The 25508-nt window shown below is 59.5% G+C and carries 27 protein-coding genes; 18 read left to right on the top strand and 9 right to left on the bottom strand.

What is annotated here, in order from left to right:
- Positions 1-12: 12 nt before the first annotated feature.
- The 5 genes from F8N44_RS09945 to F8N44_RS09965 all read right to left on the bottom strand — a co-directional run bounded on the left by F8N44_RS09945 (position 13) and on the right by F8N44_RS09965 (position 4320).
- Positions 13-1035 (bottom strand): SIS domain-containing protein, encoded by a 1023-nt coding sequence (locus F8N44_RS09945; RefSeq protein WP_150650183.1) that lies wholly within the window; start codon positions 1033-1035, stop codon positions 13-15.
- Entirely contained in the window at positions 1016-2122 is a 1107-nt protein-coding gene (gene nagA, locus F8N44_RS09950; protein ID WP_150650184.1) for an N-acetylglucosamine-6-phosphate deacetylase, read from the bottom strand. The genes F8N44_RS09945 and nagA overlap by 20 nt, the downstream gene beginning before the upstream one ends.
- A gap of 29 nt (positions 2123-2151) precedes the next feature.
- The gene (locus F8N44_RS09955; RefSeq protein WP_129389579.1) at positions 2152-2883 is read right to left on the bottom strand and encodes a GntR family transcriptional regulator; all 732 of its coding nucleotides are present in this window, start codon (positions 2881-2883) and stop codon (positions 2152-2154) included.
- Between the two features lie 282 nt (positions 2884-3165).
- Positions 3166-3681: a L,D-transpeptidase family protein gene (locus F8N44_RS09960; protein ID WP_150650185.1), complete on the bottom strand. Its 516-nt coding sequence runs from the start codon at positions 3679-3681 to the stop codon at positions 3166-3168.
- An 87-nt stretch (positions 3682-3768) separates the two neighbouring features.
- Complete coding sequence (locus tag F8N44_RS09965; protein WP_127925948.1) at positions 3769-4320, bottom strand: NUDIX hydrolase; 552 nt, start codon at positions 4318-4320, stop codon at positions 3769-3771.
- Between the two features lie 147 nt (positions 4321-4467).
- Between F8N44_RS09965 and F8N44_RS09970 the strand changes: the two genes are divergently transcribed.
- The 5 genes from F8N44_RS09970 to purT all read left to right on the top strand — a co-directional run bounded on the left by F8N44_RS09970 (position 4468) and on the right by purT (position 7934).
- Entirely contained in the window at positions 4468-5067 is a 600-nt protein-coding gene (locus F8N44_RS09970) for a CoA pyrophosphatase (protein WP_034154815.1), read from the top strand.
- Positions 5068-5114: 47 nt separating this feature from the next.
- Complete coding sequence (locus tag F8N44_RS09975) at positions 5115-5639, top strand: gamma carbonic anhydrase family protein (RefSeq protein WP_007954617.1); 525 nt, start codon at positions 5115-5117, stop codon at positions 5637-5639.
- On the top strand, positions 5636-5845 hold the full coding sequence (locus F8N44_RS09980; protein WP_150650186.1) for a DUF1289 domain-containing protein: 210 nt from the start codon (positions 5636-5638) through the stop codon (positions 5843-5845). Before F8N44_RS09975 ends, F8N44_RS09980 begins: the two co-directional genes overlap by 4 nt.
- A 339-nt stretch (positions 5846-6184) precedes the next feature.
- Positions 6185-6652, top strand: coding sequence for a preQ0 transporter (locus F8N44_RS09985; RefSeq protein ID WP_150650187.1), 468 nt, complete (start codon positions 6185-6187; stop codon positions 6650-6652).
- A 100-nt stretch (positions 6653-6752) separates the two neighbouring features.
- Positions 6753-7934, top strand: a complete 1182-nt coding sequence (gene purT, locus F8N44_RS09990; protein ID WP_007908992.1) for a formate-dependent phosphoribosylglycinamide formyltransferase — start codon at positions 6753-6755, stop codon at positions 7932-7934.
- 120 nt (positions 7935-8054) lie between these two features.
- Here the strand turns inward: purT and F8N44_RS09995 are convergent, their stop codons facing one another.
- The 3 genes from F8N44_RS09995 to F8N44_RS10010 all read right to left on the bottom strand — a co-directional run bounded on the left by F8N44_RS09995 (position 8055) and on the right by F8N44_RS10010 (position 11738).
- On the bottom strand, positions 8055-9371 hold the full coding sequence (locus F8N44_RS09995) for an MFS transporter (protein ID WP_150650188.1): 1317 nt from the start codon (positions 9369-9371) through the stop codon (positions 8055-8057).
- A 300-nt stretch (positions 9372-9671) separates the two neighbouring features.
- Positions 9672-10913 (bottom strand): transporter associated domain-containing protein, encoded by a 1242-nt coding sequence (locus F8N44_RS10005; protein ID WP_150650190.1) that lies wholly within the window; start codon positions 10911-10913, stop codon positions 9672-9674.
- Positions 10914-10925: 12 nt separating this feature from the next.
- On the bottom strand, positions 10926-11738 hold the full coding sequence (locus tag F8N44_RS10010; protein ID WP_034154823.1) for an inner membrane protein YpjD: 813 nt from the start codon (positions 11736-11738) through the stop codon (positions 10926-10928).
- A 210-nt stretch (positions 11739-11948) separates the two neighbouring features.
- Here F8N44_RS10010 and ffh point away from each other — a divergent pair, with 210 nt between their 5' ends.
- The 6 genes from ffh (at position 11949) to F8N44_RS10040 (ending at position 16151) form a co-directional block, all read left to right on the top strand.
- A complete protein-coding gene (gene ffh / locus F8N44_RS10015; protein ID WP_150650191.1) occupies positions 11949-13325 on the top strand; it encodes a signal recognition particle protein in 1377 nt (458 codons plus the stop codon).
- A 311-nt stretch (positions 13326-13636) separates the two neighbouring features.
- On the top strand, positions 13637-13888 hold the full coding sequence (gene rpsP, locus F8N44_RS10020) for a 30S ribosomal protein S16 (RefSeq protein ID WP_016986371.1): 252 nt from the start codon (positions 13637-13639) through the stop codon (positions 13886-13888).
- 5 nt (positions 13889-13893) lie between these two features.
- On the top strand, positions 13894-14430 hold the full coding sequence (gene rimM / locus F8N44_RS10025) for a ribosome maturation factor RimM (RefSeq protein WP_150650192.1): 537 nt from the start codon (positions 13894-13896) through the stop codon (positions 14428-14430).
- A gap of 2 nt (positions 14431-14432) precedes the next feature.
- On the top strand, positions 14433-15185 hold the full coding sequence (gene trmD / locus F8N44_RS10030) for a tRNA (guanosine(37)-N1)-methyltransferase TrmD (protein ID WP_008081628.1): 753 nt from the start codon (positions 14433-14435) through the stop codon (positions 15183-15185).
- Positions 15186-15230: 45 nt separating this feature from the next.
- The gene (gene rplS, locus F8N44_RS10035; RefSeq protein WP_003175895.1) at positions 15231-15581 is read left to right on the top strand and encodes a 50S ribosomal protein L19; all 351 of its coding nucleotides are present in this window, start codon (positions 15231-15233) and stop codon (positions 15579-15581) included.
- A gap of 156 nt (positions 15582-15737) precedes the next feature.
- A complete protein-coding gene (locus tag F8N44_RS10040) occupies positions 15738-16151 on the top strand; it encodes an acyl-CoA thioesterase (protein WP_150650193.1) in 414 nt (137 codons plus the stop codon).
- A 118-nt stretch (positions 16152-16269) separates the two neighbouring features.
- Here the strand turns inward: F8N44_RS10040 and F8N44_RS10045 are convergent, their stop codons facing one another.
- A complete protein-coding gene (locus F8N44_RS10045) occupies positions 16270-18078 on the bottom strand; it encodes a cation:proton antiporter (protein ID WP_150650194.1) in 1809 nt (602 codons plus the stop codon).
- A gap of 108 nt (positions 18079-18186) precedes the next feature.
- Here F8N44_RS10045 and xerD point away from each other — a divergent pair, with 108 nt between their 5' ends.
- From xerD to F8N44_RS10080, 7 genes are all read left to right on the top strand, one after another.
- A complete protein-coding gene (gene xerD / locus F8N44_RS10050; RefSeq protein ID WP_102900589.1) occupies positions 18187-19083 on the top strand; it encodes a site-specific tyrosine recombinase XerD in 897 nt (298 codons plus the stop codon).
- 254 nt (positions 19084-19337) lie between these two features.
- A complete protein-coding gene (gene dsbC, locus F8N44_RS10055) occupies positions 19338-20069 on the top strand; it encodes a bifunctional protein-disulfide isomerase/oxidoreductase DsbC (protein ID WP_102900588.1) in 732 nt (243 codons plus the stop codon).
- A gap of 131 nt (positions 20070-20200) precedes the next feature.
- The gene (locus F8N44_RS10060) at positions 20201-21505 is read left to right on the top strand and encodes a homoserine dehydrogenase (protein WP_007908972.1); all 1305 of its coding nucleotides are present in this window, start codon (positions 20201-20203) and stop codon (positions 21503-21505) included.
- Positions 21506-21571: 66 nt separating this feature from the next.
- Positions 21572-22981, top strand: coding sequence for a threonine synthase (gene thrC, locus F8N44_RS10065; protein ID WP_150650195.1), 1410 nt, complete (start codon positions 21572-21574; stop codon positions 22979-22981).
- Positions 22982-23101: 120 nt separating this feature from the next.
- A complete protein-coding gene (locus tag F8N44_RS10070) occupies positions 23102-24475 on the top strand; it encodes a transporter substrate-binding domain-containing protein (RefSeq protein ID WP_150650196.1) in 1374 nt (457 codons plus the stop codon).
- A 116-nt stretch (positions 24476-24591) separates the two neighbouring features.
- Positions 24592-24999: a response regulator gene (locus F8N44_RS10075; RefSeq protein ID WP_150650197.1), complete on the top strand. Its 408-nt coding sequence runs from the start codon at positions 24592-24594 to the stop codon at positions 24997-24999.
- A 166-nt stretch (positions 25000-25165) separates the two neighbouring features.
- Positions 25166-25447 carry a DUF3509 domain-containing protein gene (locus tag F8N44_RS10080; RefSeq protein ID WP_150650198.1) on the top strand — a complete coding sequence of 94 codons (282 nt, stop codon included), beginning with the start codon at positions 25166-25168 and terminating at the stop codon, positions 25445-25447.
- Positions 25448-25508: the final 61 nt, after the last annotated feature.

The following is a 25508-nucleotide window of genomic DNA, read 5'->3' on the forward strand; positions in this document are numbered from 1 at the left end:
AGTCATTCGGACTTAGTGCGTGCGGGTCACTTTGCTCAGGTGGCGCGGCTGATCCGGGTCCATGCCACGGGCCACGGCCAAACCTGCGGCCATCACGTAGAAGCTCTGAATCGCCAGAATCGGATCGAGCGCTGGATGTTCGGCGCGGGTCAGCGTCAGGTCGCGTTCGCTCACATCGTCCGGCGCGGCGAGCAACACACGGGCGCCGCGTTGACGCATCTCTGCTGCCAGACTCAACAGGCCAGCCTGTTCAGCTCCGCGCGGTGCGAAAACCAGCAACGGATAATGTTCATCGATCAGCGCCATCGGGCCGTGACGGACTTCCGCGCTGCTGAATGCTTCGGCCTGAATCGCCGAGGTTTCCTTGAATTTCAGCGCGGCCTCCTGGGCGATGGCAAAACCGGCGCCACGTCCAATAACCATCAAACGCTCGCAATCGCGCAGCACTTCGATGGCCACGCTCCAGTCCTGTTTCGCCGCTTCGCGCAGGCCTTCGGGCAGGGCATTGCCGGCTTCGAGCAATTCGCTGTCCTCTTTCCAATGCGCGATCAAACGAGCGCTGGCGCTGAGGGTGGCGATAAAACTTTTGGTTGCAGCAACGCTGCTTTCAGTCCCGGCGAGCAGCGGCACGCTGAATTCACAGGCAGCTTCCAGCGGCGAGTCGGCGGCGTTGACCATCGACACACTCAGCGCGCCACGCTTGCGCAGCAGACGCAGGCTGTTGACCAGATCCGGGCTCTGCCCCGATTGCGAAAACGCGAACGCGACCTGACCGCTGACCTTCAACGGCGCCTGTTGCATGGTCACCACCGACATCGGCAACGACGCCACCGGCACACCGAGTTGCTGCATGGTCAGGTAGGCGAAGTAGCTCGCCGCATGATCGGAGCTGCCGCGCGCGACGGTCATCGCCACTTGCGGTGGCTGACGGCGCAGGCGCCCGGCGATCTCGATCATTTGCGGGTCGAGCTGTTGCAGTTGGGCTTGCACGGCCTCGAACGAGGACAGCGCCTCCTCAAGCATTTTTGAAGTCAATGTCTTCTCCTTCGACCATGACGGCGGTCAGTGTGAGTGAGCGATCGAGCCGCACGCAGTCGGCCCAGGCACCCGGCTGCAGGCGCCCGCGTTCGTTGATGCCGAGGTAGTCGGCGGGAAATTGCGACAGACGTTGCGAGGCCTCGGCGATCGGCAAACCGATCTTCACCAGGTTGCGCAGGGCCTGATCCATGGTCAGGGTGCTGCCGGCCAAGGTGCCATCGGGCAGGCGCACGCCGCCCAGGCATTTGGTCACGGTGTGGCTGCCGAGCTTGTATTCACCGTCGGGCATGCCGGCGGCAGCGGTCGAATCGGTCACGCAATACAGGCACGGGATCGAGCGCAGGGCCACGCGAATGGCGCCGGGATGCACATGCAGCAAGTCGGGAATCAGCTCGGCGAATTTGGCGTGGGCCAGTGCGGCGCCGACGATGCCCGGTTCACGGTGATGCAACGGGCTCATGGCGTTGTAGAGGTGGGTGAAACTGGTCGCGCCGGCATCGAGTGCGGCGACGCCTTCTTCGTAACTGCCGAGGGTGTGGCCGATCTGCATGCGCACGCCACGGCTGCTCAGCTCACGGATCAAACCGTCATGACCGGCAATTTCCGGGGCGATGGTGATCACCCGGATCGGCGCCAGTGCCAGATATTCTTCGACTTCGGCCATCAACGCGGTGTGGGCGAAGTTCGGTTGCGCGCCCAGTTTGCCGGGGTTGATGTACGGGCCTTCGAGGTGCACACCGAGCACTCGTGCGGCACCTTGCGGACGCTGTTCGCAGAATGCTCCGACTTCCTTCAAGACGCTGGAGATCTCGGCACTCGGCGCGGTCATGGTGGTGGCCAGCAGCGAGGTGGTGCCGAACCGCACGTGGGTTTTGGTGATGGTCTCGAAGGCGCTGGCACCTTCCATGATGTCTTTGCCACCGCCGCCATGAACGTGCAGATCGATGAAACCGGGCAGCAGATACGGCAGTTCATTGCTCGTCGGATCGCAAGGCACGCCTTCGATCGATACGATTTTGCCGTGTTCGTGGATCAGCCGGCCGCGAACCCAGCCGCTGGCGGTGAGGATGTTGTCTTCGGACATTTCGCTTCTCTCGTTTGGCTTGCTGCTGATCAGCGGCGAAGCTCTGCAACAAAGTCGTAGTAGTCGTTGCGGCAATAGGTGTCGGTGACTTCGATCGGCGTGTTGTCTTCCAGATAGCCGACCCGGGTCATCAGCAACATGGCGGTGCCGGGGGCGATACCGACCAGCGCGGCGAACTCGTCCGAGGCGTTGATTGCCTGGATGTGCTGCAAGGCGCGGACGATCGGTTTGCCGATGCCGTCGAGGTATTCGTAGAGCGAATCACCGACCAGCTGAGGCTTGGGCATGATCGAGGCGGGCAGGGTGCTCATTTCGATGGCCATAACGGTGTCATCGGCTTTGCGCAGACGCTTCATGCGCGCGACCTTGTCGTTCGGCGACAGGCTCAGGCGAATCAGTTCTTCGTGAGTCGGTAGAGTGATTTCACGTTCCAGCCATTGCGAGCTGGGTACAAAGCCCTTAAGGCGGAGCATTTCGCTGAAACCGGAGAGGCGCGACAGCGGCTGTTCGAGGCGTGGGGTGATGAAGGTGCCGGAACCTTGCAAACGGCGGATCAGGCCTTGATCGAGGAGAACTTCCAGCGCCTTGCGTGCGGTGACCCGGGAGATACCGAGCATTTCACTGAGATTGCGCTCGGACGGCATGGCCTGCTCGGACTTCCACTGCCCGGCATGAATCGCCGCTTCCAGATTCCGCGCCAGTTGCAGATACAGCGGCGTCGGCTGGGAGTCATCGGGACGTAGGGCGTGGAGGTCGTTCATGTAGGTCATTTCCGACGCGAGTATAGGATTGTTGTGGCTCGCTTGTGGGGCGGAAATTAATACCACTTGAATACCATGTCAACGCGCTGAAATGGGCTTTGGCCCAGTAGGATGGCGGGTTTAAGGGGGTGTGGTTTCAAGTGGTATTAGTGTCGGCCTATAAAAAGCAAAAGATCGCAGCCTGCGGCAGCTCCTACAGTTGAGAGTGGTATCACCTCTGTAGGAGCTGCCGCAGGCTGCGATCTTTTAATTTATTTTTTGCAGGTGACCAATGGTCAGGGATTAAGGGCGGATTTCGACCATCGTGCCGTCCGGCACCAGATTCCACACTTCGCGCATATCAACGTTGCGCATGGCGACGCAGCCATCAGTCCAGTCCAGGGTGTGGAACAGGTCTTCCGGGGTTTCTTCCGAATCCGGCGTGCCGTGGATCATGATCATGCCGCCGGGCTCAACGCCTTCACGCCGGGCGCGGGCCGAATCGCTGATGTTCGGGTAGGAAATGTGCATCGACAGATTGAATTTGTCGCTGGTCTTGCGCCAGTCGATCCAATAGAAACCTTCCGGTGTGCGTTTGTCGCCTTCGATCAGTTTCGGACCTTTTTTCGCGCCTTTGCCCAAAGAGATACGATAGGTTTTCAGCGGCTTGCCATCGGCGATCAGTTGCAATTGATGCGCTGACTTGAGCACCAGGACTTTTTCGATGAGCGGGGTATTCGCAGGCCCCACGGTGGTCACGAATGACGCTTGGGAGACGGTAACGAACGACAGGCAGAACAGGGCAAGCAACCAGCGCATTGAAACGATTCCCCAGGAATGACGCAGATACATGATTTATAGGTGTTGTGCAGACGTGCTCGGGTTATCGGCTGGCCGGCGACGAAATCAAGTGATGGCAGGCTGCGCAAGCGGCGGAATCGATTCCGAACGCACTGGATACGTCTCGACGCGCCGATCAGCAAAGAAGCATTCTAAGGTACGCCCCACCGTGCGGAAAGCCAGCTCGTCCCACGGAATGTCGGCTTCGTCGAATAGTTGCACTTCGAGGCTCTCGGGGCCGGCGGCAAAATCCAGATCGACCAGCTCGGCACGAAAGAACACGTGCACCTGACTGATGTGCGGCACGTCGATCAATGTATAGATGCTCAAATTGCGCACCCGGGCGCAGGCTTCCTCGGCAGTCTCGCGCACGGCGGCCTGCTCGATGGTCTCGCCGTTCTCCATGAAACCGGCGGGCAACGTCCAGTAACCGAGGCGAGGCTCGATGGCGCGACGGCAGAGCAACACTTTGGTGCCCCAGGTCGGCACGCAGCCGGCGACGATATTGGGATTCTGATAGTGAATGGTCTGACAGCTGTCACAGACAAATCGCAGCCGCGAATCGCCTTCGGGAATGCGCTGGGTGACCGGGTTACCGCAGTGGCTGCAAAATTTCATGCTGGGCTTCCTGAATGCTGCGCCTATCTTGGCGTGCAGCGGTGTCGGTCGGCAAGTTGTCGTTTCGCGACATGGCGAGATTCGGGGGCTTGGGCGGCTGCATTGATTGGTGCATGATGCAGGGTAAGGCACAGATCGAGAACACTCATGCTGGACGAGCTACTGCATAGGGTAAGCAACCACACACCGCGCACGCTGGAGACCGACACACGTTTCCCCGAGGCCGCCGTTTTGGTGCCGATCACCCGCAGTGATGAGCCGGAACTGGTGCTGACCCTGCGCGCCAGCGGGCTCTCGACCCACGGCGGTGAAGTGGCGTTCCCCGGTGGTCGCCGCGATCCGGAAGATCCGGATCTGATCTTCACGGCGCTGCGCGAAGCGGAAGAAGAAATCGGTTTGCCGCCCGGACTGGTCGAAGTCATCGGCCCGCTCAGCCCACTGATTTCCCTGCACGGCATCAAGGTCACGCCTTATGTGGGCGTCATCCCCGATTTTGTCGAATACCGCGCCAACGATGCCGAGATCGCTGCCGTCTTCAGCGTTCCGTTGGAATTCTTCCGCAAAGACCCTCGCGAGCATACCCATCGCATCGACTATCAGGGACGCAGTTGGTACGTGCCGAGTTATCGATTTGGTGAATACAAGATCTGGGGCCTTACGGCGATCATGATCGTCGAGTTGATCAACCTGCTCTATGACGCGAAAATCAGTCTGCATGAGCCGCCGAAAAGCTTTATCAACACCTGAAGCCGTCGTTCGAGCGGCCATTCACCGTGAGCCCTGAGGAAAACAAGATGAAATACCGCCTGGGCGACGCCCGTGTCGAGACCCATCCACAGAGCTGGGTCGCCCCCAATGCCGTGCTGGTGGGCAAGGTCAAACTGGAAGAGGGCGCCAACGTCTGGTTCAACGCCGTGCTGCGTGGCGATAACGAACTGATCCTGATCGGCAAAAACAGCAACGTCCAGGACGGCACGGTGATGCACACCGACATGGGCTATCCACTGACCATCGGCACCGGCGTGACCATCGGCCACAATGCGATGCTGCATGGCTGCACCGTCGGCGATTACAGCCTGATCGGCATCAACGCGGTGATTCTCAACGGCGCGAAGATCGGCAAGAACTGCATCATCGGCGCCAATTCTCTGATCGGTGAAGGCAAAGAGATTCCGGATGGTTCGCTGGTAATGGGCTCGCCGGGCAAGGTTGTGCGTGAGCTGACGGAGCCGCAGAAGAAGATGCTTGAAGCCAGCGCCGCCCACTATGTGCATAACTCGCAGCGTTATGCGCGCGATCTGGTTGAGCAGGAAGAATGAACACGTCCGAAAGACCTGTAGCCTCGCCATGCGTGAATATTTGTGCGCTGGATGAGGACGACATCTGCACGGGCTGTCAACGTACGGTCGAGGAGATCACGCGGTGGGGCCGCATGAGCAATGACGAGCGCCGGGTGGTGTTGGGGTTGTGTCATGAGCGGGCTAAGGCGAGTGGGTTGGTGTGGATGATCCCTTCGAAGTCGTGATCAACTTGAAAGAGCCCTCACCCTAACCCTCTCCCAGGGGGAGAGGGGACTGACCGGGCTGTTTGGACGAGTCACGCCGACCTGAAAATACCGCGTCGAACTCAGGATTTGAAAAGCCCCCGATCTGCTCCCTTTCCCCTCGTCCGAAGGGGAAGGGACTGACCGGGTTGATTGTTCGGTCCATACCGGCCTGCGTTCTCGAGTCGAACTCGGGATTCGATTCAACGAAGATCTGCTCCCTTCCCCCTCGCCCCCCTTGGAGGAGAGGGCTGGGGTGAGGGGGTGGCTCTTGATCTGCGGGTCCAGTAACCTGTGCGCCAATCTGCCAGGTCGCCCGCCATGATTTTCCTCATCGCCTACATCAGCAGCGTCGTGCTGATCAACTTCGCCTTCTCCAGCGCGCCACACCTGGACATCATCTGGTCGGCTTGGGGCGGCCTGGTGTTCGTGCTGCGCGATATGGTGCAAACCCGCTTCGGCCACGGCGCGATTGTCGCGATGCTGGCGGCGCTGGTGCTGTCCTACGTCACCTCTGATCCCTCCATCGCGCTGGCCAGTGCCACGGCGTTCGCGGTCTCCGAGTGCATCGACTGGCTGGTGTTCAGCATCACCAAGCGCCCATTGCGCGACCGCTTGTGGATCAGTTCGGCGCTGAGCATTCCTCTCGATACCTTCATCTTCTTCGGCATGATCGACTTGCTGACGCCGCCGGTGATCATCACCGCGCTGGCCTCCAAGTTCGCTGGCGTGACGGCTGTGTGGCTGATCATGGCCTGGCGCGATCGCAAACAGGCCGTCGCCGGCTGAAGCCAAAGCCTCAGGTTCATGTAAAATGCCGCGCTTTCTCCCCATGGAAAGCGCGTCAGGCGCTGCTTTCCTCGATGATCCGCTTCTTTGAGGACCTGAGATGACCCGTATCGGAACTCCATTGTCGCCAACCGCGACCCGCGTATTGCTGTGTGGCTGTGGTGAGTTGGGCAAGGAAGTGGTGATCGAGCTGCAACGCTTGGGCGTTGAAGTGATTGCCGTCGACCGCTACGCCAACGCGCCGGCCATGCAAGTCGCCCATCGCAGCCACGTGATCAACATGCTCGACGGCGCGGCCCTGCGTGCGGTGATCGAAGCTGAAAAGCCGCACTTCATCGTGCCGGAAATCGAAGCGATCGCCACTGCTACCCTGGTCGAACTGGAAGCCGAAGGCTTCACTGTGATCCCGACCGCACGCGCAGCGCAACTGACCATGAACCGTGAAGGCATCCGTCGTCTGGCCGCTGAAGAGCTGGATCTGCCGACCTCGCCGTACCACTTCGCCGACACCTTCGAGGACTACAGCAAAGCCGTTGAGGACCTGGGTTTCCCATGCGTCGTCAAACCGGTGATGAGCTCGTCGGGCAAAGGCCAGAGCCTGCTGCGCAGCACTGATGACGTGCAGAAAGCCTGGGATTACGCCCAAGAGGGCGGTCGCGCCGGCAAGGGGCGGGTGATCATCGAAGGCTTCATCGATTTCGACTACGAAATCACCCTGCTGACCGTGCGCCACATTGGCGGCACCACGTTCTGCGCGCCGGTCGGTCACCGTCAGGAGAAGGGCGATTATCAGGAATCCTGGCAGCCTCAGGCCATGAGCCCGATTGCTCTGGCTGAATCCGAGCGCGTTGCCAAAGCGGTGACTGAAGCGTTGGGTGGCCGTGGTCTGTTCGGCGTTGAGCTGTTCATCAAAGGTGATCAGGTGTGGTTCAGCGAAGTCTCGCCGCGCCCGCATGACACCGGTCTGGTGACGCTGATTTCGCAGGATCTGTCGCAGTTCGCCTTGCACGCTCGCGCAATTCTGGGCCTGCCGGTACCGCTTATCCGTCAGTTTGGGCCATCGGCTTCGGCGGTGATTCTGGTGGAAGGGCAGTCGACTCAGACCGCTTTCGCCAATCTGGGTGCTGCGTTGAGCGAGCCGGACACGGCGCTGCGTCTGTTTGGCAAGCCGGAAGTGAATGGTCAGCGCCGCATGGGCGTGGCGCTGGCGCGGGATGAGTCGATCGAGGCTGCGCGTGCCAAGGCGACCCGTGCTGCTCAGGCTGTTGTTGTAGAGCTGTAAACCGAGTCGCGACATTCGCGAGCAAGCTCGCTCCCACATGGGATTGGGTGAACACAGAATCTGTGACCAACCCCAAAACCCTGTGGGAGCGAGCTTGCTCGCGAAGCTTTTGATTTTCTGTCAGGCAACCTGATTCAGATCGTTTCCACGCGTTTCCTTCAGACACAGCACCGCAATCAAACTCAGCACCGCCGCCGCTGACACATACCCGCCGACATAACTCAAACCACCCATCGCCACCAGTTTCTGCGCAAAGAACGGCGCCGCCGAGGCTCCGACAATGCCGCCCAGGTTATACGCCGCCGAAGCGCCGGTATAACGCACATGGGTCGGAAACAGCTCAGGCAACAGCGCTCCCATCGGCGCAAACGTCACGCCCATCAAGAACAATTCGATGCACAAGAACAGTGCCACGCCCCAGGTCGAACCCTGAGTCAGCAACGGCTCCATCAGAAAACCGGAAAGAACCGCCAGCACCCCACCGATGATCAGCACCGGTTTGCGCCCATAACGGTCGCTCGCCCAAGCCGACAGCGGCGTGGCGGCGGCCATGAACAGCACGGCAAAACACAGCAGGCCAAGGAACGTTTCGCGGCTGTAGCCGAGCGTGGAAACCCCGTAGCTCAGGGAAAACACCGTCGAGATATAGAACAGCGCATAACACACCACCATGGCCGCCGCGCCCAGCAGGGTTGGCGCCCAATACTGGCTGAACAGCTCGACCAGCGGCACTTTCACCCGCTCCTGACGGGCGATGGCGTTGGCGAACACCGGGGTTTCGTGAAGTTTAAGGCGCACGTACAGGCCAACCATCACCAGCGCGGCACTGAGCAGAAACGGAATCCGCCAGCCCCAACTGCGAAACTGCTCGTCATCGAGGGTCATGGCCAGCGTCAGGAATAAACCATTGGCCGCAAGAAAACCAATCGAAGGGCCGAGCTGCGGGAACATGCCAAACCAGGCACGTTTGCCTTTCGGCGCGTTTTCCGTGGCGAGCAGGGCGGCACCGCCCCATTCGCCACCCAATCCCAAGCCCTGACCGAAGCGCAGCACACATAACAGAATCGGCGCCCAGGCCCCGATGGTGGCGTAACCCGGCAGCACGCCAATCAGTGTCGTGCACACGCCCATCAACAGTAAGGATGCGACCAGCGTCGATTTGCGCCCGATACGGTCACCAAAATGGCCGAACAACGCCGAGCCCAGCGGTCGCGCCAGAAATGCGATACCAAAGGTAAGAAACGCCGATAGCATCTGCGCCGTGCCCGACGTCTGCGGAAAGAACACCGGCCCGATCACCAGAGCAGCCGCAGTGGCGTAAACATAGAAGTCGTAGAACTCGATCGCGGTGCCGATAAAACTCGCCGTCGCCACGCGGGTGGCGGAATTCGTCGGTTGGGCAGGCGCGGTGTCGCTATAAGCGGTACTGGTCGTCATGCGGTGATCCCTGACAGTCATGAGCTCCGTTGGAGCGAATTATTATGGTCGAACACCCAGGGATGTGGGATGAGGTGCGGTCGCTGTTTCAGGTAGGAACAGTCGCCGGAGTACAACAGAAATGGCCGAAACCTGTTGGGTGCGGGGTAAGCACAAGGTTCGGCGGGGCTTGGGTAAGCGTTTCGATTATAGGAAGGAGGCTAACAATCAAACAAGAGCAAAAAGATCGCAGCCTGCGGCAGCTCCTACATTTGAAATGCGTTCCCCTGTAGGAGCTGCCGCAGGCTGCGATCTTTTGATTTATCGGGCAGGCACCAAGGCTGGCACTGAAGAGGTATGCCAAATCAGCACCTTGCTCACCCGGTTCTCCTCGGTCTCGAGAATCTCCAGCCGATAACGCCCGATCTTCAAGCAAACGGCACTTTCCGGAATCGTCTCCAACGCTTCAGTCACCAGACCATTCAGCGTTTTCGGACCATCGCTCGGCAAATGCCAGCCCAAACACTTGTTCAATTCGCGGATCGACGCGGCACCGTCAATGACCATGCGGCCATCGCCCTGCGGATGAATATGCGGATTATCCAGGCTGTGCTCGCTTTCAAACTCGCCGACAATTTCTTCGAGAATGTCTTCCAGCGTCACGATGCCGAGCACTTCGCCGTACTCGTCGACCACCATGCCCAGTCGGCGCTGCTGCTTGTGAAAATTCAGCAACTGCAGTTGCAGTGGTGTGCTTTCCGGCACGAAGTAAGGCTCGTAACTCGCCGCCAGGAGCGCTTCGCGGGTCAGATCGCCATTGTTCAGCAAATGTCGGATCTGCCGGGTATTGAGTACCGCTTCAACCTGATTGATGTCGCTATGGAACACCGGCAGGCGTGTGCGTTTGTTATGGCGCAGTTGTTCGATGATTTCTTCGATCGAGTCGTCGAGGTTGATGCCGTCGACGTCACTGCGCGGCACCAGAATGTCATTGACCGTGATGTTGTCCAGCGCATGAATACCCGAAACCGGGTGCGCGTGAACCGGGTGCTCCGGATCGTCGTAACGGTCAGCAGGTGAGTCATCTTCGCTTTGCTGTACGACTTGAGCCTTGCGCACAAACGGGTGCATCAGCAGGCCACTGATGCGGCTGAGCAACCAGGCAAACGGATAAACAATCTTCAGCGGCACCGCCAGCAATGTATTGCCGAACGCCAGCACGGCATCGGGATAACGCTGGGCGACGGTACGCGGGAAGTAATCAGCAAACACCAGCAGAATTGCGCCGGCACCGAGGCACGCAGCCCATGGGCCATTTTCCTCGCAGAGGAAGATCGCCAGCAGCGTCGCGATGATCACGGCGAGGGCACGGCAAAGGGTATTGCAGAGAATCAGGCTGTCGAGCGGAAAGCTCAGCTTTGCCAGTGGTTTATCGCTGGCGCGCGAGGCAGTGCGTTGCGCGAGCAGGTGCTGCTGCGCGATTTCGACGGCGGTAAACAGCCCTGACCATAAAATCAGCAGGACAAATACCGCGAGCATCGGCCCTATGGGCAAACCGTCCATTTATGCCGCCCGTCAGATGTGCAGGATGTATTCACGAACCAGTTTGCTGCCGAAATACGCCAACATCAGCAGGCAGAAACCGGCGAGGGTCCAGCGAATAGCCTTGTGACCGCGCCAGCCGAGACGATTACGGCCCCACAGCAGCACGCTGAACACGATCCAGGCCAAGCAGGCCAGCAGGGTCTTGTGTACCAGATGCTGGGCGAACAGGTTCTCGACGAACAGCCAGCCGGAAATCAGCGACAGCGACAGCAGCGTCCAGCCGGCCCAGAGGAAACCGAACAGCAGGCTTTCCATGGTTTGCAGCGGCGGGAAGTTCTTGATCAGCCCGGACGGGTGCTTGTGCTTGAGCTGGTGGTCTTGCACCAATAGCAGCAGGGCCTGGAACACCGCGATGGTGAACATGCCGTAGGCGAGGATCGACAACAGAATGTGCGCAAGGATGCCCGGCTCTTCATCAATGATCTGCACGGTGCCGGTGGGCGCGAACTGCGCCAGCAGCACGGTGATTGCGCCCAGCGGGAACAGCAGCACCAGCAGGTTTTCCACCGGAATGCGCGAGCAGGCGATCAGGGTCAGGGCGATCACCGCCGCCGCGATCAGGCTGGATGCGCTGAAGAAGTCCAGGCCCAGACCGATGGGTGTCAGCAAGTGGGTGAGCAGGCTGGCGGCGTGGGCCACCACGGCGAGAGCGCCGAGGCTAACCAGCAGGCGCTTGTTCGCCTTGGCGCCGGTGGCCAGACGGGTGCTCTGATAAAGGGTCGCAGCGGCATATAGAAGGGCGGCGGCGAGGGTGGTCAGCAAACTCGGTGACAAGGGGAGCATAAATCCTGTTAGGCAAGCCCGAAAGGGGCTGAGTTTGGCATAGAACCGCCATTGCACGAAAGACTCAGGAAGCTGACAGCGAGGTGTCCGCCAGCCGCAGTCTTCGCTATAATCCGCGACCTGCCCACGCCGCAGGCTCGCCGAGCACATGTTGATTCCGGTCTGGGCCGCCATTATCCCGGTCTACACAGGGCCTGAAAGGATCGCGCAATGTTTGAAAACTTAACCGACCGTCTCTCGCAGACGCTGCGCCATGTCACCGGCAAGGCGAAGCTGACCGAGGACAACATCAAAGACACCCTGCGTGAAGTGCGCATGGCGTTGCTCGAAGCCGACGTCGCCCTGCCGGTGGTCAAGGACTTCGTCAATTCGGTCAAGGAGCGCGCTGTCGGCACCGAGGTGTCGCGCAGCCTGACGCCGGGCCAGGCATTCGTGAAGATCGTCCAGGCTGAACTCGAAAGCCTGATGGGCGCGGCCAACGAAGATTTGAATCTGAGCGCCGTACCGCCAGCCGTGATTCTGATGGCCGGTCTGCAGGGCGCCGGTAAAACCACTACCGCCGGCAAACTTGCGCGCTTCCTTAAAGAGCGCAAGAAAAAGTCGGTCATGGTTGTGTCGGCGGACGTTTATCGTCCGGCTGCTATTAAACAGCTGGAAACCCTGGCCAACGACATCGGCGTGACGTTCTTCCCGTCCGACCTGAACCAGAAGCCGGTCGACATCGCCACCGCAGCTATTAAAGAAGCAAAACTGAAGTTCATCGACGTGGTCATCGTCGACACCGCCGGTCGTCTGCACATCGACGAAGAGATGATGGGCGAGATCAAGGCGCTGCACGCCGCGATCAACCCGGTCGAAACCCTGTTCGTGGTCGATGCCATGACCGGCCAGGACGCTGCCAACACGGCCAAGGCCTTCGGTGATGCGCTGCCGCTGACCGGTGTGATCCTGACCAAGGTCGACGGCGACGCCCGTGGCGGTGCCGCGCTGTCGGTTCGCGCGATCACCGGCAAGCCGATCAAGTTCATCGGTATGGGTGAGAAGAGCGAAGCGCTCGATCCGTTCCACCCTGAGCGTATCGCCTCGCGCATTCTCGGCATGGGCGACGTGCTCAGCCTGATCGAACAGGCTGAAGCGACCCTCGATAAAGACAAGGCCGACAAACTGGCCAAGAAGCTGAAGAAGGGCAAGGGCTTCGACCTCGAAGACTTCCGCGATCAGCTGCAACAGATGAAGAACATGGGCGGCCTCGGCGGGCTCATGGACAAACTGCCGAGCATCGGCGGCGTCAATCTGTCGCAAATGGGCAACGCCCAGAACGCCGCAGAGAAACAATTCAAACAGATGGAAGCCATCATCAATTCCATGACCCCGGCCGAGCGCCGTGACCCTGAGCTGATCAGCGGTTCGCGCAAACGTCGTATCGCCATGGGTTCCGGCACTCAAGTGCAGGACATTGGTCGCTTGATCAAGCAACACAAGCAGATGCAGAAGATGATGAAGAAATTCACCGCCAAAGGTGGAATGGCGAAAATGATGCGCGGCATGGGCGGAATGTTGCCCGGCGGCGGCATGCCGAAAATGTAAGGTGTCCCGTCTCACCCATTCTGCTCGCCAAAAGCGAGCGAAACGGGTGAGGCAGGACACTAAGACTTCGCCGGTCGTCGCACCGGCGCAGACCCTGCAAGGACGCAGGATCAACAGCAAACCCGCACTCGGCGGGAGCTGACCGGCCGTTTTCATCGACGGCTCTATATGCAGATCTGCACGGCATGCCATAGGCGCCGGAAAAAGTCATTTGCAAAAGTCCGGATATTCCTTAGAATATGCGGCCTTTCGGGCACCCATGCCCGCTGTGCATTTAGATTTGCAGCACCGACTACAGGAACGATGTTCACATGCTAACAATCCGTCTTGCCCTTGGCGGCTCCAAAAAGCGCCCGTTTTACCACCTGACCGTAACCGACTCGCGTAACCCGCGTGACGGCTCCCACAAAGAACAGGTTGGCTTCTTCAACCCTGTTGCCCGTGGTCAGGAAACCCGTCTGTCCGTGAACCAAGAGCGCGTAGCCTACTGGCTGAGCGTTGGTGCACAGCCTTCTGAGCGTGTTGCTCAGTTGCTGAAGGAATCTGCAAAGGCTGCGGCCTGAGCAATATGAACGCGACGCCTGCTGTTGCCGATGATTTGATCGTTATTGGCAAAATTTATTCTGTTCATGGCGTTCGCGGCGAAGTGAAGGTTTATTCCTTTACTGATCCGACTGAAAACCTGTTGCAGTACAAAACCTGGACGCTCAAGCGCGAAGGCAATGTCAAACAGGTCGAGCTGGTCAGTGGACGCGGGAGCGACAAGTTCCTGGTCGCAAAGCTCAAGGGTCTTGATGATCGTGAAGAAGCTCGTCTTCTGGCCGGTTACGAGATCTGCGTGCCGCGCAATCTGTTCGCTGAATTGACCGAAGGCGAGTACTACTGGTACCAGCTGGAAGGTCTGAAGGTCATCGACACCCTTGGGCAATTGCTCGGGAAAATCGATCATCTTCTGGAAACCGGCGCCAATGATGTAATGGTCGTCAAGCCTTGCGCTGGCAGCCTGGATGATCGCGAACGCCTGTTGCCCTATACGGAGCAATGCGTGTTGGCCATCGACCTGGCAGCGGGCGAGATGAAGGTGGATTGGGACGCGGACTTCTAAACGTGGCTAATTTGCGCGTAGAAGTGATCAGTTTGTTTCCCGAGATGTTTTCCGCCATCGGCGACTACGGCATCACCAGTCGTGCGGTCAAACAGGGGCTGTTGCAGCTGACCTGTTGGAATCCGCGAGATTACACGACGGATCGGCATCACACTGTGGACGATCGCCCGTTTGGCGGTGGTCCGGGCATGGTGATGAAGATCAAGCCCCTGGAAGATGCTCTGGTTCAGGCCAAGGCAGCAGCCGGGGAGGCGGCGAAGGTGATTTACCTGTCCCCCCAAGGCCGTCAACTGACTCAGTCGGCGGTACGCGAACTGGCACAATCGGATGCATTGATCCTGATTGCCGGCCGCTATGAAGGCATTGACGAGCGTTTTATTGAAGCTCATGTCGATGAAGAGTGGTCGATTGGCGACTATGTACTGTCTGGCGGCGAGCTGCCGGCCATGGTCCTGATCGATGCGGTTACACGACTGCTGCCTGGAGCTTTAGGGCATGCGGATTCCGCCGAGGAAGATTCCTTTACGGATGGTCTGCTGGATTGCCCGCACTACACCCGACCTGAGGTGTATGCGGATCAGCGTGTTCCCGACGTGTTGCTGAGTGGCAATCACGCGCATATCCGGCGTTGGCGTTTACAGCAGTCCCTTGGTAGGACCTTTGAACGACGCGCCGATCTTCTGGAAAGCCGCTCGCTTTCTGGAGAAGAGAAGAAGCTGCTCGAGGAATACATCCGCGAGCGGGACGATAGTTAACAACGTATCGATGGTAGATCGAACGATTTACCTTAGGAGCACAGCATGACCAACAAAATCATCCTTGCACTCGAAGCAGAGCAGATGACCAAAGAAATCCCTACCTTCGCCCCAGGCGACACTATTGTCGTTCAGGTGAAAGTGAAGGAAGGCGATCGTTCCCGTCTGCAAGCGTTCGAAGGCGTTGTAATCGCCAAGCGTAACCGCGGCGTGAACAGTGCGTTCACCGTTCGTAAAATCTCCAACGGTGTTGGCGTAGAACGTACTTTCCAGACCTACTCCCCGCAGATCGACAGCATGGCTGTTAAACGTCGCGGTGACGTACGTAAAGCCAAGCTGTACTACCTGCGCGACCTGTCGGGTAAAGCAGCTCGCATCAAGGAAAAACTGGCTTAAGTCCAGCTTCCGATGCAGAAAAAAGCAGCCTACGGGCTGCTTTTTTGTTGCCCGAAATTCCCCCCTTTGTAGGAGCTGCCGAAGGCTCGGGCTGCGATCAGACGATCTTTTGACCTTGCTTTCGATCCGCGATCCACTGTTTACGAGCTGTCCGACATGACCCCCCGCGACCAGGAAATCCAACGCCGCACCGAACTCTCGGTAACCCGCGTGACCAAAGCCGTCTTTCCGCCGACCACCAACCACCACAACACCCTGTTCGGCGGCACTGCGCTGGCATGGATGGACGAAGTGTCGTTCATCACCGCCACGCGCTTCTGCCGGTTGCCGCTGGTGACCGTGTCCACCGACCGCATCGACTTCAATCATGCGATCCCGGCCGGCTCCATCGTTGAACTGGTCGGAAAGGTAATCAAAGTCGGCAACACCAGCCTCAAGGTCGAGGTGGAAGTGTTTGTCGAGAGCATGAGCTGCGATGGCCGCGAGAAGGCGATTCATGGGCAGTTCAGCTTTGTTGCCATTGATGATGACAAGCGGCCGGTGCCAGTGCTGCCAAGCTTTGCGGCTTGATCTGATACCCAGTCGCGCCATTCGCGAGCAGGCTCGCTCCCACAGTGATCGGGGTGAACACAACATTTGTGTCCGGCACAGAACCTGTGGGAGCGAGCCTGCTCGCGAAGGCGTCAGCTCAGGCGCCGCTGGCCTCAGGCTGAACCAGTGCCAACAACGTCCACCCGGATCCCGGTTTCACCGCCGTCTCCGGCGTCACCACATGCACCCAGCCACTGTCATCGCGCATAAACAACAACGTGGCGCGATTGCCATGCAGTGCGCGGTAATCCTCCCAGCCAAATCCATCTGTCAGCGTCGTGCTGTACAACTCTGCACCCTGGCCCATCTGGCTGGCCAGTTTCGCGTAGGTAAACGCCTCGCTGCCCAACTGATTGCCACGATGCTCAAGACTCGCCCGGTGCTTGTCGCTGCGACGGCTTTCCTGACCACTCGCCAAGCCAAACAAACGCTGATGCCCAAAGTCATGACGGAACCGCATCGCCGCCAAGGTATTGAGTTCACCCGACGGCGACAGCGCCAGCAAATGCCCCAGCCCGACCAGATCCAGATGCGCATCCGCATGCTGCGAGGCCGGATTGCCGAAGTATGTCGGCAAACCTTCCATCCGCGCCGCACGAATATTCTCCCAGCTCGAATCGGTCAGCAGCACGCGGCTGCCCAGTTGCTGCAGCGACTTGCCCAGCTCCCGTGCCGGGCCGTTGGCGCCGACGATCAGGAATCCGCTCGGCGCGGGCTCCGCGACCTTCAGCAGTCGCGCCAACGGGCGTGCCGTGGCGCTTTGCAGCACAACAGTGCCGATGATCACCGCAAACGTCAGCGGCACCAGCAGCAATGCGCCCTCGTGTCCGGCCTCATGCAGGCGAATCGCAAAAATTGCCGAGACCGCCGCTGCGACGATCCCGCGTGGAGCGATCCAGCACAGCAGCGCACGCTCACGCCAGCTCAGGCTCGAACCGGCAGTGCTGAGCAACACGTTCAGCGGCCGGGCGATCAACTGAATCACCAGCAGCAGAATCAAAACCAGCGGCCCCAGACCGATCAGCGCGTACACATCCAGCCGCGCCGCCAGCAAAATGAACAGCCCGGAAATCAGCAGCACGCTGAGGTTTTCCTTGAAGTGCAGGATATGCCGCACATCCACGCCCTTCATGTTGGCCAGCCACATGCCCATCAGCGTCACCGCCAGCAGGCCGGACTCGTGCATCACCTCGTTGGAGGCAATGAAAATCCCCAGCACCGCCGCCAGCGAGGCTAGGTTGTGCAGATACTCCGGCAACCACTGCCGGCGGATCACCGTGCCGAGCAGCCAGCCACCGAGAATGCCGAACACAGCGCCGCAGAGAATCACGCCGCCAAAGGTGAACAAGCTCTGCTTGAGACCATGGCCTTCGGCGCTGGCAATGATGAAGCTGTAAACCACCACGGCGAGCAGGGCACCGATCGGGTCGATGACGATGCCTTCCCAGCGCAGAATGTTGGCGATCGAGGCTTTCGGTCGCACCACACGCAGCATCGGCACGATCACCGTCGGACCGGTGACCAGCGTCAGGCTGCCGAACAGAATGGCCAGCATCCAGTCGAAGCCGAGCAGGAAATGCGTGGCGACCGCGATGACGATCCAGGTCGAGATCGCACCGATGGTTACCAGGCGATGGACGACGCTGCCGATCTCCTTCCACTCCGAGAGGTGCAGCGTGAGGCTGCCTTCGAACAGAATCAGCGCCACCGCCAGTGACACCAGCGGCATCAGCAGTGGGCCAAACATTTCCTGCGGATCCAGCCAGCCCAGCACCGGGCCGACCAGAATGCCGGTCAGCAACAGAAACAGGATCGCTGGCAACTTCAGGCGCCAGGCCAGCCATTGGCAACCCAGTGCCGCCGCGCCAATCCCGCCAAACGCCAAGAGAATTTGCTGCTCGTTCATTGATGCTCCCTGTTCCTTGAATTAGCGGGCTATGAAAGACTAGCGCCCATTCCTACAGTTCACTCCACATTTGCGCACGGTCTTTGAGGCTGTGTGACTTGAGCGCCCATGCCTGCCATCGACCATCCGCTGATTGACCAATTCCTTGACGCTCTATGGCTGGAGAAAGGCCTGTCCGATAACACCCGCGGCGCTTATCGCAGCGATCTGGCGCTGTTCAACGGCTGGTTGCAGGAGAAAAACCTGGAGCTGATCAATGCTGGCCGCGAGTTGATCCTTGATCACTTGTCCTGGCGTTTGGAGCAGAACTACAAACCACGCTCCACTGCCAGATTCCTCTCCGGGGTGCGTGGCTTTTATCGCTATCTGCTGCGGGAAAAGCTGATCAGCGTCGACCCGACCTTGCGCGTCGACATGCCACAACTCGGTAGGCCACTGCCAAAATCCCTGTCGGAAGCCGATGTCGAGGCGCTGCTCAAAGCGCCGGATCTGAGCGAAGCCATCGGTCAGCGTGATCGCGCCATGCTTGAGGTGCTGTATGCCTGTGGCCTGCGCGTGACCGAACTGGTCAGCCTGACACTGGAACAGGTCAACCTGCGTCAGGGTGTGTTGCGGGTGATGGGCAAGGGCAGCAAGGAGCGGCTGGTGCCGATGGGCGAGGAGGCGATTGTCTGGGTCGAACGTTACATGCGTGACGGTCGAGGTGAACTGCTTGGTGGTCGGCCCAGCGATGTACTGTTCCCCAGTCAGCGCGGCGAGCAGATGACTCGCCAGACCTTTTGGCACCGGATCAAGCACCAGGCCAAGGTTGCCGGGATCGGCAAATCGCTGTCGCCGCACACCTTGCGTCACGCGTTTGCCACGCACCTGCTCAATCACGGCGCGGATTTGCGCGTGGTGCAGATGCTGCTCGGCCACAGCGACCTTTCCACCACGCAGATCTACACCCACGTCGCCCGCGCCCGCTTGCAGGACCTGCACGCCAAACACCACCCGCGCGGCTGAAAACACGATTGTCTGTAGGAGCTGCCGAAGGCTGCGATCTTTTGATGTTGTTTTTCTTGAAATCAAAAGCAAGATCAAAAGATCGCAGCCTTCGGCAGCTCGTACATAAAGCGGTGTGATCTATGGCGACAGGCGCATTCGGCCACCGTGGCCTTATGTGTTAGGCTTTGCCGGTTTGCACGATGGACGGTTATGACCCGGTGTTCCGGCACGGGCGTTCTGATCGTTCCATTTGTCCGCCTTCAGGAGTTCTCATGCGTCTGACCCAGATTTTCGCCGCCGCAGCCATTGCGTTGGTCAGCACCTTTGCCGTCGCCGATGACGCGGCCGACAAAGCCATTCGTCAAAGCCTGGAAAAACTCGAGCTCGAGGTTCCAGTAGAAAGCATCAATGCCAGCCCGTTGCCAGGCATGTACGAAGTCAAACTCAAAGGCAGCCGCGTGCTCTACGCCAGCGCGGATGGCCAGTACATCGTTCAGGGCTACCTGTTCCAGCTCAAGGACGGCAAACCGGTCAACCTGACCGAGAAGACCGAACGCCTGGGCATCTCCAAACTGGTCAATGCCATCCCGGTTGCCGAAACCGTGGTCTACCCGGCCGTGGGCGAAACCAAATCGCACATCACCGTGTTCACCGACACCACCTGCCCGTACTGCCACAAGCTGCACGCCGAAGTGCCTGAGCTGAACAAGCGCGGCATCGAGGTGCGTTACGTAGCGTTCCCGCGCCAGGGTCTGAACTCGCCGGGTGACGAGCAACTGCAAGCCGTGTGGTGCTCGAAAGACAAGAAAGCTGCCATGGACAAAATGGTCGATGGCAAGGAAATCAAGGCCGCCAAATGCGATAACCCGGTTTCCAAGCAGTTCGCCCTTGGTCAGTCGATCGGCGTGAACGGTACACCGGCCATCGTTTTGGCTGACGGACAAGTGATTCCGGGCTACCAGCCTGCGCCACAAGTCGCCAAACTGGCGCTGGGCGCGAAGTAAATTCGCATCGTCACGGTCAGCCGTGACGATCATGGTCAGGCAGCCACATCGCCGGGCCATTAATAGAGAGCCGCGAGCACGCGGTTGTTTTCCGGCCGACCCCGCGTCGGCCGTTTTATGGGGAGTTCACAGTGAATCCGGTCAAAGTAGGCATCTGTGGGTTAGGGACCGTCGGTGGCGGTACCTTCAACGTACTTCAGCGCAACGCCGAGGAAATTGCTCGTCGTGCCGGGCGTGGAATCGAAGTGGCACAAATTGCCATGCGCACGCCAAAGCCTCAGTTCCAGACGACCGGTATTGCGATTACCAACGATGTCTTCGAAGTGGCCACGAACCCTGAGATCGACATCGTCATAGAGCTGATGGGCGGCTACACCGTTGCCCGCGAGCTGGTACTCAAGGCCATCGAGAATGGCAAGCATGTGGTCACCGCGAACAAGGCTCTGATTGCCGTTCACGGTAATGAAATTTTCGCCAAGGCTCGCGAGAAAGGCGTGATCGTCGCATTCGAAGCGGCCGTGGCCGGTGGCATTCCGGTGATCAAGGCGATCCGTGAAGGACTGTCCGCCAACCGCATCAACTGGGTCGCCGGGATCATCAACGGCACCGGTAACTTCATCCTCACCGAAATGCGCGAGAAGGGCCGTACCTTCGAAGACGTGCTGGCCGAAGCCCAGGCACTGGGTTACGCCGAAGCCGATCCGACCTTCGACGTTGAAGGCATCGACGCGGCGCACAAGCTGACGATTCTGGCCTCGATCGCGTTCGGCATTCCGTTGCAATTCGACAAGGCTTACACCGAAGGCATCACCAAACTGACCACTGCTGACGTCAACTACGCCGAAGCGCTGGGTTACCGCATCAAGCACCTCGGTGTCGCTCGCAGCACTGCCGCCGGCATCGAGTTGCGCGTGCACCCGACGTTGATCCCGGCCGATCGTCTGATCGCCAACGTCAACGGCGTGATGAACGCGGTGATGGTCAACGGTGACGCTGCCGGTTCGACACTGTTCTACGGCGCGGGCGCTGGCATGGAGCCAACCGCTTCGTCGGTGATCGCTGACCTGGTCGATGTGGTGCGCGCCATGACTTCCGACCCGGAAAACCGCGTGCCGCATCTGGCCTTCCAGCCGGATTCGCTGTCGGCCCATCCGATCCTGCCGATCGAAGCCTGCGAAAGCGCGTACTACCTGCGCATTCAGGCCAAGGACCATCCGGGCGTGTTGGCTCAGGTGGCGAGCATCCTCTCGGAGCGCGGCATCAACATCGAGTCGATCATGCAGAAGGAAGTCGAAGAGCACGACGGTCTGGTGCCGATGATCCTGCTGACCCACCGCGTGGTCGAGCAGCGCATCAACGATGCCATCGCCGCTCTCGAAGCGCTGGCCGGCGTCAATGGTCCGGTTGTACGGATCCGCGTCGAGCACCTGAACTAAGTCGTTGTCCTGCAGTGGCCCCGTCAGTGGGGCCGCTGTTGTGAACACTCTCCATTGGAGTCCGTCATGCGTTACATCAGTACCCGCGGCCAGGCACCGGCCTTGAATTTCGAAGACGTCCTGCTGGCCGGTCTCGCCACCGACGGCGGTCTGTACGTTCCAGAAAACCTGCCACGTTTCACCCAGGAAGAAATCGCTTCCTGGGCCGGCCTGCCGTATCACGAGCTGGCTTTCCGCGTCATGCGCCCGTTCGTCACCGGCAGCATCCCCGATGCGGATTTCAAAAAGATTCTCGAAGAAACCTACGGTGTGTTTGCCCACAGCGCCGTGGCGCCGCTGCGTCAGCTGAACGGCAACGAATGGGTGCTGGAGCTGTTCCATGGCCCGACCCTGGCGTTCAAGGACTTCGCCCTGCAATTGCTCGGTCGTCTGCTCGACTATGTTCTGGAGAAACGCGGCGAGCGCGTAGTGATCGTCGGCGCTACTTCAGGTGATACCGGTTCGGCTGCCATCGAAGGCTGCAAGCACTGCGAAAACGTCGACATCTTCATTCTGCACCCGCACAACCGGGTGTCCGAAGTGCAGCGTCGCCAGATGACCACGATTTTCGGCGAGAACATCCACAACATCGCCATCGAAGGCAACTTCGATGACTGCCAGGAAATGGTCAAGAACAGCTTCGCCGACCAGAGCTTCCTCAAAGGCACGCGTCTGGTCGCGGTGAACTCGATCAACTGGGCGCGGATCATGGCCCAGATCGTCTACTACTTCCATGCGTCCCTGCAGTTGGGCGGCCCGGCACGTTCGGTGTCGTTCTCGGTGCCGACCGGCAACTTCGGCGACATCTTCGCCGGCTACCTGGCCCGCAACATGGGGCTGCCGATCAACCAGTTGATCGTCGCCACCAACCGCAACGACATCCTGCACCGCTTCATGAGCGGCAATCAGTACGTCAAGGAAACCCTGCACGCCACGCTGTCGCCGTCGATGGACATCATGGTCTCGTCGAACTTCGAACGCCTGCTGTTCGACCTGCACGGTCGCAACGGTGCAGCGATCGCCGGCCTGATGGACACGTTCAAGCAGGGCGGTGGTTTCAGCGTCGAGCAAGAGCGCTGGACTGAAGCGCGCAAACTGTTCGACTCGCTGGCCGTAGACGATGCGCAGACTTGCGAAACCATCGCCGAAGTCTACGAGCAGACTGGCGAAGTGCTGGATCCGCACACCGCCATTGGCGTCAAAGCTGCGCGCGAATGCCGACGCAGCCTGGACATTCCGATGGTGATCCTCGGCACCGCCCACCCGGTAAAATTCCCGGATGCAGTGGAGAAAGCCGGTGTAGGAAAAGCGCTCGAACTACCTGCACATCTTTCTGATTTGTTTGAGCGAAACGAGCGCTGCACCGTTCTGCCAAACGAGCTGAAAGTCGTGCAAGCCTTTGTCAGCCAGCATGGCAACCGCGGCAAGCCGCTTTAAGCCCGTAAAATCTGTCACATTTTGAAGCCCGTCTCCTGACGGGCTTTTTTGTTTCTGCTGCCACACTGCTCGGGTTTTCACCCACGAAGGACGGGTGAGTCGATCACGAAGGAAGTGGCAATGCTGTTTTATAGAGGTTTGAAACCGGCACTGAGTGGGCTGTTCTTGTTCGGATTGCTGGCTTTGACGCGCAGCAGTGTGGCGGCGCAATTGGCGTTGCACGACGATGCCGTGGCGTTCAAGGTCCAGCCGATCGAGTTGGCCGCGCACGAGCGTCAATGGATTCGCGACAATCCCAAGGTAACGGTGACGTCGGTGCAGTACCCGTTGTATCTGTTTCAGGATGAGCATGGGCAGTGGAGCGGTTTGAACAACGATGTGCTCAAGCGTGTGACGGCAATGACCGGGCTGCAGTTCGTGCATCAGGAGTCGTTTTCCACCGATCACATGCTCGAACGCCTCGAGAGTGGGGCGGCGGATATCAGTACGACCCTGGCCATGAGCGAAGAGCGCAAGACGTTTCTCGATTACAGTCACGCATTCGGTGGCGCGGGCTGGGTGTTCGTCGGTCGTGCTGACGCACCCCGGCTGGAATCGTTCGAGCAGTTGAGCAAACGAGTGCTGGTGTTGCCGGCCCGGCATGCGCTGGAAGACATGATCAGACGTGACTTTCCCTCGATCGAGATCCGCTCGGTCAAGACTTATGCCGAGGCGCGGGCGCTGGTCGAAAGCGGTGAGGCCTACGCCACCATCGAAAACGAAATCGGTGCGCAGCTTTACCCCTTGGGCCTGCTCAAGGTAGGCGGGCTGGTCGAAGGCAAATGGGAGGCCGATAACCTCGCTGTGCGCAAAGGCATGCCAGTGCTGCTGAGTATTCTCAACAAGGCCCTTGAGGCATTTCCTGCGGCGGAATTGCGGGCGATCCGCTTGAAGTGGCTGGAAGGTATTGCGCCGGCGCCGGTGCCGTCGGTCTGGCAGCAGCTGCTCGAATGGGGTTGCTGGGGCATGGGCGGACTTGGCGTGTTCGGTCTGCTGTCGCTGGTGTGGAATCGGCGACTGACAGCGGTGATCAAACTGCGGCGTGCGGCGGAAAAGGATCTGGGCGATCAACTCGCATTCCAGCATGCATTGATCGACTCCATGCCGGACCCAGTATTCGTCCGTGATCTGCAAGGGCGGCTGATCATGTGCAATCGCAGCTATGAGGAGGCGTTGTCGGTGCGACTGGATCAGGTGCTGGGCCGGTTGCTGATCGAAGTCGATGCGTTGCCCGAGACGACGGCGCTGATGCTGCACGACGAGTTCATGGTGCAATTGCGCACGCGCAAATCACGTTTCAGCAAACGGCGATTGCAATTCAATAGCGGTCCCCGTGAGGTGTATCAGTGGACGGTGCCGTTCTACAGTGCCGATGGTCAACTGCGCGGGCTTTTGGGGGGCTGGACGGACATCACCCAGCGTCGCACAGAGAGCGGGTGTCGATGTCCGCATTGAAGATGGGAAATGTCCTATACGACGCGGCTACTTTTCCGATGGGAGGCTTAGGACGGCTGCCCTAGAGTGACAACAACTGCGGTGAGAGTCCGCGATTGTCGCTCCAGAGGTCGCTTATGCGCTCGCTTAAAGTCCTGATACTTGAACCCAATCCGTTCCAGCTGATGGCATTGCATCAAATGCTCAATGCCATTGGCATCTATGACGTACTGACAGCGCCGTCGCTGGCATCGGCCCGGTCTTCGCTGAGCCATCGTGGCGTGGTCGACATAGCGATTTGCGACCCGCAACTCAAGGGCGGCGATGGCCTGGCGTTGATTCATCATCTGGCGGTTCGGCGTGAGGCGCGTGCGCTGATCCTGCTCGGAACGGTCGCTTCGAGCCTGCTGAACGATCTCGAACCCTTGCTGTGCGAGCACCACCTGCGGCTGCTGGGGCGTCTGCAAACGCCGGTGTCGGCGGTGCTCATGCGCGGTTTGCTCGACAGTTACCTGATCGCTGCTTCGCCATCGCTCGGGAATTGACGAGGGCCGTTATTTTACTGTCATCTTCGCCGTGCATGCTCTGGCAGACCGGTGACGCTCCAGGGTGGGGGCGATCGGTATGCAGAACTTTCTTCTCGGGCCGGTGGTCATTTATTGTGAACACGCCCCAGGCACACAGTTTTCGGACTATTGAGTGGAGATCGAGATGGAAAGTATCAGTCTATTGCTCGGTGAGGCTCTGAGCCCGTATCAGGTTTCGTTGTCTCCAAGCGGTTGCCACGGCGAATGCCTGTTGACCTTGAAGAACAGCAGCGGCGCCATTGTGGTGGAACGCGAATTCAATCACGCACAACTCAGCGACAAGCGGCAGCTGACCGACGTCGTCGACGGCTTGCACCGTGACGTGCTGATCGCTGAAGGACGGCTGGAGCCCTGTGTGATCGCGGCTTTGCGCAATGCAGCCCTGGACAAACGTCCGACGCTGTAAAGATGAAATATTTTTTGTGGGAACCTTCCTGCATCCCTGTCAGTCAGACCCCGTAACAGCA

The organism is Pseudomonas fluorescens (assembly GCF_902497745.1).
GTDB lineage: Bacteria > Pseudomonadota > Gammaproteobacteria > Pseudomonadales > Pseudomonadaceae > Aquipseudomonas > Aquipseudomonas fluorescens_BM.